At 70.1% G+C, this 9,025-nt stretch carries 9 protein-coding genes; all 9 read right to left on the bottom strand.

The annotated features are described in order from the left end of the window. Positions 1 to 211 precede the first annotated feature (211 nt). On the bottom strand, positions 212 to 1,441 hold the full coding sequence (locus ACIBEA_RS33350) for a DivIVA domain-containing protein (RefSeq protein ID WP_399266926.1): 1,230 nt from the start codon (positions 1,439 to 1,441) through the stop codon (positions 212 to 214). Between the two features lie 49 nt (positions 1,442 to 1,490). Then, a complete protein-coding gene (locus ACIBEA_RS33345) occupies positions 1,491 to 1,787 on the bottom strand; it encodes a YggT family protein (protein ID WP_351038871.1) in 297 nt (98 codons plus the stop codon). An 84-nt stretch (positions 1,788 to 1,871) separates the two neighbouring features. After that, entirely contained in the window at positions 1,872 to 2,492 is a 621-nt protein-coding gene (locus ACIBEA_RS33340) for a cell division protein SepF (RefSeq protein WP_330329964.1), read from the bottom strand. A gap of 163 nt (positions 2,493 to 2,655) precedes the next feature. Next, complete coding sequence (locus ACIBEA_RS33335) at positions 2,656 to 3,375, bottom strand: YggS family pyridoxal phosphate-dependent enzyme (protein WP_399266925.1); 720 nt, start codon at positions 3,373 to 3,375, stop codon at positions 2,656 to 2,658. Then, complete coding sequence (pgeF, locus tag ACIBEA_RS33330; RefSeq protein ID WP_399266935.1) at positions 3,368 to 4,138, bottom strand: peptidoglycan editing factor PgeF; 771 nt, start codon at positions 4,136 to 4,138, stop codon at positions 3,368 to 3,370. Before pgeF ends, ACIBEA_RS33335 begins: the two co-directional genes overlap by 8 nt. Positions 4,139 to 4,155: 17 nt before the next feature. After that, positions 4,156 to 5,361 (bottom strand): cell division protein FtsZ, encoded by a 1,206-nt coding sequence (ftsZ, locus tag ACIBEA_RS33325; protein ID WP_399266924.1) that lies wholly within the window; start codon positions 5,359 to 5,361, stop codon positions 4,156 to 4,158. A gap of 277 nt (positions 5,362 to 5,638) precedes the next feature. Further along, complete coding sequence (locus tag ACIBEA_RS33320) at positions 5,639 to 6,499, bottom strand: cell division protein FtsQ/DivIB (protein WP_399266923.1); 861 nt, start codon at positions 6,497 to 6,499, stop codon at positions 5,639 to 5,641. A 32-nt stretch (positions 6,500 to 6,531) separates the two neighbouring features. Then, the gene (murG, locus tag ACIBEA_RS33315) at positions 6,532 to 7,626 is read right to left on the bottom strand and encodes an undecaprenyldiphospho-muramoylpentapeptide beta-N-acetylglucosaminyltransferase (protein WP_399266922.1); all 1,095 of its coding nucleotides are present in this window, start codon (positions 7,624 to 7,626) and stop codon (positions 6,532 to 6,534) included. 6 nt (positions 7,627 to 7,632) lie between these two features. Beyond that, positions 7,633 to 9,003: a putative lipid II flippase FtsW gene (gene ftsW, locus ACIBEA_RS33310; RefSeq protein ID WP_399266921.1), complete on the bottom strand. Its 1,371-nt coding sequence runs from the start codon at positions 9,001 to 9,003 to the stop codon at positions 7,633 to 7,635. Positions 9,004 to 9,025: the final 22 nt, after the last annotated feature.

The raw sequence follows: 9,025 nt of genomic DNA, 5'->3' as shown, positions 1-9,025 counted from the left end.
CCACAAGCGCCGGCCTGCCTGTATGTGCCGCCCCCCCCCCCCCCAAAACACCCGGGCCCCCCCCCCCCCCCCCCCGCCGGCGATTGAGGCGCCGCCGGAGGCACCCCCACACCGGCGCGCCTCACCCACCGGCAACGCAAACGGGCCGGGCCCCGGGTTCCAGAAGGAACCCGGGGCCCGGCCCGACCGTCTGCCGACGGGTGAGGCGCGCCTAGTTGTCGTCCTCGTCGATCAGGAAGCCCCGCATCGGCGACGGCGCCTGCTGCATCGGCTGCGGCGCAACCGGCCGCACCGGAGCCATCGGCTGCGTCATCGCGGGAGACATCTGCTGCTGGCCACCGTAGGAGGGGCCACCCATCGGGGACGGACCACCCATCGGGGAGGGACCGCCCATGGGGGACGGACCACCCATGGAGTGACCCATCGCTCCGGCCGGGGCCATCGACGGCGCCGGCGACGGCGGCAGCGAGGCGGTGGCCGGCGTGCGCGGCGGCGCGAGGGAGTCGTCGGCCTGGGTCTCCAGCTGACGCAGCTGGCTCTCCAGGTAGGACTTCAGACGCGTGCGGTACTCACGCTCGAAGCCCCGCAGGTCCTCGACCTTGCGCTCCAGCGTGGCGCGGGCGGACTCCAGGGAGCCCATCGCGACGCGGTGCTTCTCCTGCGCGTCCCGCTCCAGCGCGTCGGCCTTGGCACGGGCGTCCCGCTCCAGGCCCTCGGCGCGCGAACGGGCCTCGCCGACGATCTTGTTGGCCTCGGAACGGGCCTCCGCGATCGCCTGGTCGGCGGTCTGCTGCGCCAGGGACAGGACGCGGGCGGCGCTGTCGCCACCGGGGCCCTGCTGCGGGAGCTGCGGCTGCTGCTGCTGCTGGTGCATCGGCTGCATCTGCTGGCCCATGGGCTGCATCTGCTGCCCCATCGGCTGGCCCATCTGCTGCTGCATGGGCTGCATCTGCTGGCCCATCTGCTGCTGCTGCATCTGCTGCTGCTGCATCGGCTGGCCGAGCTGGTTCTGGCCGCCCATGGACTGCTGTCCGGCCATGGGGTGCTGCTGCATGGGGCCACCCATCGGGCCCGGACCCTGCGGTCCGTGACCACCGGGGCCGGCCGGCAGCTGCGGCTGCCCACCCTGCAGCTGGGGCGGACCCATCTGCTGGGGCTGCTGCTGCTGCGGCGGGCCGGATATGGCCGCGGGAACCGGGGCGCCCGGGCCTCGCTGGTCCTGCGGCTCCGGCTTGCGCATGCCCTGCTGCTGCTGGTTCTGCGCGGCGGCACGCGTGGCGGCCGCCAGCTTGGCGCGCAGATCCTCGTTCTCACGGAGCAGGCGCGTCAGTTCGCCTTCGACTTCGTCGAGGAAGGCGTCAACCTCGTCCTCGTCGTAGCCTTCTCGGAGGCGAACGGTCGTGAACTGCTTGTTCCGCACGTCCTCGGGGGTCAGCGGCATCTCTTCTTCACCTCTACGTAGTCGTCGGCAGTCGGCAAGACCGTATCGTTCACACGCTTCTCGCAGCGGTGCTCACGAAACTGATGAGGATGTAAACGATGATCATCAGAACGAAGAAGGACAGGTCGAGTGCCACGCCCCCGAGACGCAACGGCGGGATGAATCGCCGAAGAAGCTTGAGCGGTGGATCGGTGACGGTGTAGGTGGCCTCCAGAACGACCACCATCGCCTTGCCAGGGGCCCACGAAGGGGCGAACTGGAAGACGTAGTCCATGACCAGTCGGAAGATCAGCACGATGAGGAAGCACATCAGCGCGATGTAGACAACCTCCAGAGCCACGCCCATCCCGCGCTTCCCTCTCCCCTTGCTGTCGCTGTCCGGCCTGCCGGCCGGGTCGTCGCCTACGGTCCCGTGTCTTAACTCGTCGGTCTAGCTTTGGTTGAAGAACCCGCCCTCCGCGATGCGGGCCTTGTCCTCCGCCGTGACATCGACGTTAGCAGGCGACAGCAGGAACACCTTCTGTGTCACGCGTTCAATACTGCCGTGCAGACCGAACACGAGACCGGCCGCGAAGTCGACCAGGCGCTTCGCATCGGTGTCGTCCATCTCCGTGAGATTCATGATCACGGGGGTGCCCTCGCGGAAGTGTTCCCCGATGGTACGGGCCTCGTTGTACGTCCGAGGGTGCAGCGTGGTGATGCGGTAGGGCTCCCGCTCGGAGACGACCTTGGGCATGATCACGGGGGCGTTCTTCTCCATGGTGGGGCGTTCAGGTGTGATGGATGCCACGGGTGCGATACGCGGCGATCGTCCGTTTTCTACCGGGATTGCGATGGGTTCGCGCTGCGCCGGCGGCTGTACGACTCGTACCGGTTCGTCCTGTACGGGCGGTTGGTGCGATACGGCCTGCTGCCGGCGGTCCCTGTCGCGGGCCCGTTCCGGTTCCGGCTCGGGTTCGAACTCGTCGTCGGGGTCGTACCCCGGGTTGTCGTACCGGTCGTCCTCCACGAGGCCGAGGTAGACCGCCATCTTGCGCATCGCGCCGGCCATTCTCTGAGTCCTCCGCTCTGTGGTGGATCGCCCTGTCGCAGGTGTCGCAGGTGTCGTGTCGCATTGTCACCAAAGTCACCAACTGCCTGCGATCCACGTGGTCTGTCCGCTCATCAGCGGAAATGACCATATTTTCTGCTGTGGTCCGACTTTCTTCGCGACGTTACCCGAGCCGGGGCCTCGCACCGAGTACCGCAGTGCCGACGCGTACATGTGTCGCACCGGCCATGACGGCCTGTTCCAGGTCGGCGCTCATCCCGGCCGAGACCATCGTGGCAGCCGGATGGTCCGCGCGCAGCTGGGATGACAATTCCAGCAACCGCTCGAAGGCGGCCTGTTCGCGACCCGCGTACGGACCGGCCAGCGGCGCGACCGTCATGAGGCCGTCGACCCGCAGTCCGGGCGCCGCCGCGACGAGCTCCGCCAGTTCCGGCAACAGGTCCGGCGCGGCGCCGCCGCGCTCCCCGCGCTCGCCCGACTCGGCGTCGAGCGCGATCTGTACGAGGCAACCGAGTTCGCGTCCGGTCCTCACCGCGGCCGCCGAGAGCGCCGGCACCAGCCGGGCCCGGTCGACGGACTGCACGACGTGCGCGTATCCCGCCACCGAACGGACTTTGTTGGTCTGCAACTGACCGACGAAGTGCCAGTTGAGCGGCAGATCCGCGCAGGCCACGGCCTTGGGGGCGGCGTCCTGGTCGCGATTCTCCGCCACGTGACGGACCCCCAGGTCCGCCAGCAGTCGTACGTCACTCGCGGGATACGTCTTGGTGACCACGATGAGGGTCACCTCGTCCCGCTCCCGCCCCGCCGCCGCGCACGCGGTGGAGATGCGTTCCTCCACCTGCTTCAGGTTGGCGGCCAGCTCCGCGCCACGGTCAGTCATCCGTCGATCCCCCACGTTCCGTCCGGGGGGACCCCAACCAGACGTATCCGGCGAGCCGCCCGGTCACCCGGTCGCGGCGGTAAGAGAAGTGGTCCCCGGACTCCAGTGTGCAGACCGGGGAACGCCGGGCGTCCACCACCCCCGCCTCGGCGAGCTGGGCGTGCACCCCGGCGACCACGTCGACGGCGGGGGTCCCCCAGCTGGTTTCGGCGAAGGCCGCCGGCACGACCGCGGCGACCTCGTCCCGCATGGCGGCGGGCACTTCGTAGCACCGACCGCAGACGGCGGGGCCGGTACGGGCCACCATCCGCCCGGGTTCGGCGCCGAGCGAGACCATCGCCGCCACCGCGGCGGGCACCACCCCGGCGACCAGTCCGGGCCGCCCGGCATGGGCGGCGGCCACCACCCCGGCGACGGGGTCGGCCAACAGGACGGGGGTGCAGTCGGCGGTGAGGACCGCGAGGGCGAGCCCCCGACAGGTGGTCACCACCGCGTCCACGGCCGGAACCTCTTGACTCCCGGCACCGCCACCGGCACCGTCCCCGGCCCACGGGCCGTCGACCACGGCGACGTCCCGCCCGTGCACCTGGTTCATCCAGACCACCCGGTCCGGGGCGAGGCCCAGGATCCGCGCGGCGCTCGCCCGGTTGGCCCGTACGACCTCGGGGTCGTCCCCCACCGCCCCGCCGAGGTTGAGCTCCTCATACGGAACGGCGCTCCCCCCGCCCCACCTGTCGGTGAAAGCGAAGTGGGCGCCGCTCACGTTGTGCTGCTCTATCGTCACTTCAAGAAATCCGGGACGTCCAGCTCTTCGGCCGGGCTGTCCTGGTACGGACGGGCCGTCGGGACCTGCGGGGCCACGGGGATCGAGGTCTCGACCGGCGCCGGCTCGACCGGCACCTGCACGTCCTCGCGCGAGGTGACCGAACCGAGTCCGCCGAAGGCCGGACGGACCGGCTCCGCGGCACGGACCGGCGGGGCCGGCTCCTCGCGCTTGGTGGACGCGGCGCCGATGACGTTGTCCCGGCGTGCCGGGGGCTGTCCGCCGTCGAACCCGGCCGCGATGACGGTGACCCGCACCTCGTCGCCGAGCGCGTCGTCGATGACGGCACCGAAGATGATGTTCGCCTCGGGGTGCGCGGCCTCGCTGACCAGCTGGGCCGCCTCGTTGATCTCGAAGAGACCGAGGTCGGATCCACCGGAGATGGAGAGCAGCACGCCGCGGGCTCCGTCGATGGACGCTTCCAGCAGCGGCGAGGAGATCGCCATCTCGGCGGCGGCCACGGCGCGGTCGTCGCCGCGGGCGGAGCCGATGCCCATGAGGGCCGAGCCCGCCTCGGACATCACGGACTTGACGTCCGCGAAGTCGAGGTTGATCAGACCCGGGGTGGTGATGAGATCGGTGATGCCCTGGACGCCCGACAGCAGGACCTGGTCCGCCGACTTGAAGGCGTCGAGGACGCTGACCTGGCGGTCCGAGATGGACAGCAGCCGGTCGTTGGGGATGACGATGAGGGTGTCGACCTCTTCGCGGAGTTCGGCGATGCCGTCCTCCGCCTGGTTGGCACGCCGGCGGCCTTCGAAGGTGAAGGGCCGGGTGACCACACCGATCGTCAGCGCGCCCAGCGAGCGCGCGATGTTGGCGACCACGGGGGCGCCACCGGTACCGGTGCCACCGCCTTCGCCGGCGGTGACGAAGACCATGTCGGCCCCCTTGAGGACCTCCTCGATCTCCTCGCGGTGGTCCTCTGCCGCCTTGCGGCCGACGGCCGGGTTGGCTCCGGCGCCGAGGCCCCGGGTGAGTTCGCGGCCGACGTCGAGCTTGACGTCGGCGTCGCTCATCAACAGCGCCTGGGCGTCGGTGTTGATGGCGATGAACTCGACGCCCTTGAGACCGACCTCGATCATTCGGTTGATGGCATTGACACCACCGCCGCCGACACCGATGACCTTGATGACTGCGAGGTAGTTCTGCGGTGCTGCCACGTCGAAGGCCTCTCGCCTCGAGTTACGTGTCGCCGCCTCGCGGGCCTGCGGTGCGACGACTGATGCCGAAAGTGGGACGGTCCAACACGCCGACCCGAACCCTAACCCTGAAGTTTAGGGTTAAGAGTGTGTCTGTTCCCTGGACTCTCCGAACAGGACACTAAGTCGACAAGTGGTGCGCGTTCAACGAACACGCCGAACCTCCCGTTTTTCTTTTCACCCTATGTGATCACCCATATCGCTGGCCAACCAGGGTGCGTCGGTGTTCGACTCGACGTCAACTCCCGGACACCGCAGGGGCCGTGGGCGCGCTCACGTCGAAGTGGTCAGCCTTGGGCACGGCCTTGAGCAGCGCGGTCAGCGCGCGGCCCTTCGCCTCACCCTGTTCGCCGCTCCCCCAGACGACCTCGCGCCCCCGGGTCAGCTCCAGGACGACCGAGTCGTACGAGCCGACCTTGACCAGCAGGGTCTCCCTGGCCACGGCCTTGGGGAGGTCGCCCGCGACGGCCACCGCCTCGCGCAGCAGCCGTTCCTCGTCGAAGCGGCGCGCGCTCGGCGACTGTCCGGCGGACAGTTCGAGGACCGGAACGCCCGCGGGTGCTTTCGCCACCGTGTCGAATCGCACACCCGAAGCGTCCACTTCCACGAAGTCCGCGCCCTTTTTGATGAGCAGGACGGGTTTGCGCTCCGTCACTTTGAGTCCGATTCCGTGCGGCCACGACCGGGTGGCCGTCACGGTGTCGACCCGCGGCAGCTTGGCCCGGACCCGGCTCTCGATCTCGTCGGTGTCCACGCCGACGAGCGGCGCCCCGACCGGAACGGCCGCGGCGGCGAGCACCTGTGCGGGAGTGAGCACCTCGGTGCCGCCCGCCGTGACCTTCTCGACCCGCAGCCAGCTGGACCCGTACAGGACCCACGTGCCGCCCGCGCCGAGCAGGACGGCGGCGAGGGCGGCCGCGAGCAGCACCGGGCCCCGGCGCAGGCGCCCCGGTGTGGACCGGGGGCCGCCGGGGCCCCGGAAGGGCGATCTCCGCGCCGCCTTCGCCGTCTTGCCGGGCTTGGGCGGTTTGGGGGGCCTGGGCGCCTTGGCCGGCTTCGGGGACTTGACGCCCTTGCGTGCGGTCGTCGCTCCGGCCACTGCGGTGCCTCCTGCGTCGGTGCCTTCCCGGCTCAGCGGGCTCGGTGTGCGGCGATCGCCTCGTAGACCATGCCGACCAACAGATCATCGGCGTCCCGGCGGCCGAACTCCGCCGCGGCGCGCGACATCTCGTACAGACGGTGCGGATCGGCCAGTACCGGGAGGACCTGGCTGAGGATCCACTCGGGCGTCAGTTCCGCGTCGTCGACGAGCAGGCCGCCACCGGCCTTGACCACCGGCTGGGCGTTGAGCCGCTGTTCACCGTTGCCGATCGGCAACGGGACGTAGGCGGCGGGCAGCCCGACGGCGGACAGTTCGGCGACGGTCATCGCACCCGCGCGGCACAGCATCATGTCGGCGGCGGCGTACGCGAGATCCATCCGGTCCACGTACGGTACCGGCACGTAGGGCGGCATACCGGGCATGTTGTCGACACGCGGCACTTCGTTCTTCGGGCCGACCGCGTGCAGGATCTGGATGCCGGAGCGCTGGAGGGTCGGCGCGACCGCCTGGACGACCTCGTTGAGCCGGCGCGCGCCCTGCGAGCCGCCGGAGACCAGCAGCGTCGGCAGGTTCGGGTCGAGCCCGAAGGCGGCCCGCGCCTCGGGCCGGACCATGGCGCGGTCCAGGGTCGAGATGGAGCGCCGCAGCGGGATGCCCACGTAGCGGGCGCCGCGCAGCTTGCTGTCGGGCGTGGAGACCGCGACTGCGGCCGCGTAGCGCGAACCGATCTTGTTGGCGAGGCCCGGCCGGGCATTGGCCTCGTGGACGATGATCGGCACCCCGAGCCGCTTGGCCGCCAGGTAGCCGGGCAGGGCCACGTAGCCGCCGAAGCCGACGACACAGTCGGCCTTGGTGCGCTCCAGGATCTGCTCGGCGGCCTTGATGGTCCCGCGCAGCCGTCCCGGGACGGTGATCAGCTCCGGGGTGGGCTTGCGGGGCAGCGGTACGGCGGGGATCAGTCCCAGCTCGTAGCCGCGCTCCGGCACCAGGCGGGTCTCAAGGCCCCGTTCCGTTCCGAGGGCGGTGATGCCCACGGAGGGGTCCTGCCTGCGCAGGGCGTCCGCGAGGGCGAGCGCCGGCTCGATGTGGCCGGCGGTCCCCCCACCGGCGAGTACGACATGCACCGAAATTCACCGCTCTCCGGACGGACGCTTCTTGACGCGCCGTCTCATCGATTTCCATCTCAGCCCGGCCCGCTTCCAGCCGAACTTCGGCTGTCGCATCGCGAGCGCCGCGCGCGCCCCGGGCTCCTCCCGCGCGAACGCGACGAGCAGTCCCACGGCGAACATCGTCGGCAGCAGGGCGGACCCCCCGTAGGAGAACAGCGGGAGCGGGACCCCGGCGATCGGCAGCAGACCGAGCACCGCACCGATGTTGATCACGGCTTGCGCCGTGATCCAGGTGGTCACGCCTCCCGCGGCAAACCTGACGAAGGAGTCCTCCGTACGTCCGGCCACGCGGATACCCGCATAGCCTAGGGCCGCGAACAGGGCGAGTACCGACAGCGTCCCCGCCAGTCCCAGTTCCTCACCGGTGATGGCAAAGATGAAGTCCGTGTGGGCTTCTGGCAGTTGGCCCCATTTTTCCACGCTGGCACCGAGTCCGGAACCGAACCATCCGCCGGATGCCAAGGCATAGATTCCGTGTACGGCTTGCCAGCAGAGGTCGTTCTTGCCCGGATCTGTCGCCCCCAGGCACGCGAGGCGGTCCATCCGGTGCGGGCTGGTCCGGATCAGTACGGCGACGATCACACCCGCGAAGGCGAGCACGCCCACGAACATCCTGGTCGGGGCTCCGGCCAACCACAACAGGCCGAAGAGGATGGCGCCCAGGATCATCGCGGTGCCCATGTCGCCGCCGAGCATGATCAGCCCGAGCAACAGGAAGGTCACCGGCACCAGCGGCACCAGGAGGTGCTTCCACTGGCTCAGCAGCCCCTTGTCGCCCTTGCGGGCCAGCAGGTCGGCGCCCCACAGGATCAGTGCCAGCTTGCCGAACTCACTGGGCTGGAGCATGAACGGACCGCCAAGGGAGATCCAATTCTGGTTCCCGTTGATCGACACCCCCATCCCCGGAACCTGGACCAGGGCCATCAGGAAGAGCGTTCCGGCGAGGACGGGGTAGGACAGCGCCCGGTGCAGCTTGACGGGCATCCGGGAGGCGGCCAGCAGCAGGACGGCGCCGATGGAGGCGGCCAGGAACTGCTTCTTGAAGAAGTACGAGGCGCCCAGGCCGAGCTGGAGGCCCTTGATCATGGAGGCCGAGTAGACCATCACCAGCCCGAGCACGGTGATCAACAGGGCGCTGCCGAAGATCAGGTAATACGCGGTGAGCGGACGGTCCCAGGCCCGGCGCACCTGCCGCTGCGTGCGCCGCAGCCCGTCCAGCGAGCCGCGCCCGGGACTGCGCTCCGTGGCGCTCGGCACGGGCCGTCTACGGCCCTGCGTCTTCGGCTTCGGGGCGGACGGCCGCCGCCCGGGGAGCAGTTGCTTGGCCGGCATGGTGTGATCTTCCCCTCCACTC

It is taken from the genome of Streptomyces sp. NPDC051555, from assembly GCF_044454405.1.
Lineage (GTDB): Bacteria > Actinomycetota > Actinomycetes > Streptomycetales > Streptomycetaceae > Streptomyces.
Note: the sequence above shows the minus strand (reverse complement) of the source record. Positions and strands in the feature narration are given on the sequence as shown.

Bases quoted from the DNA above. Each gene is read 5' to 3' on its own strand.
- ACIBEA_RS33335 (WP_399266925.1), bottom strand. From the start codon at position 3,375: ATGACTGACCGTGGCGCGGAGCTGGCCGCCAACCTGAAGCAGGTGGAG.
- ftsW (WP_399266921.1), bottom strand. From the start codon at position 9,003: ATGCCGGCCAAGCAACTGCTCCCCGGGCGGCGGCCGTCCGCCCCGAAG.
- ACIBEA_RS33345 (WP_351038871.1), bottom strand. From the start codon at position 1,787: ATGGGCGTGGCTCTGGAGGTTGTCTACATCGCGCTGATGTGCTTCCTC.
- ACIBEA_RS33340 (WP_330329964.1), bottom strand. From the start codon at position 2,492: ATGGCCGGCGCGATGCGCAAGATGGCGGTCTACCTCGGCCTCGTGGAG.
- ACIBEA_RS33350 (WP_399266926.1), bottom strand. From the start codon at position 1,441: ATGCCGCTGACCCCCGAGGACGTGCGGAACAAGCAGTTCACGACCGTT.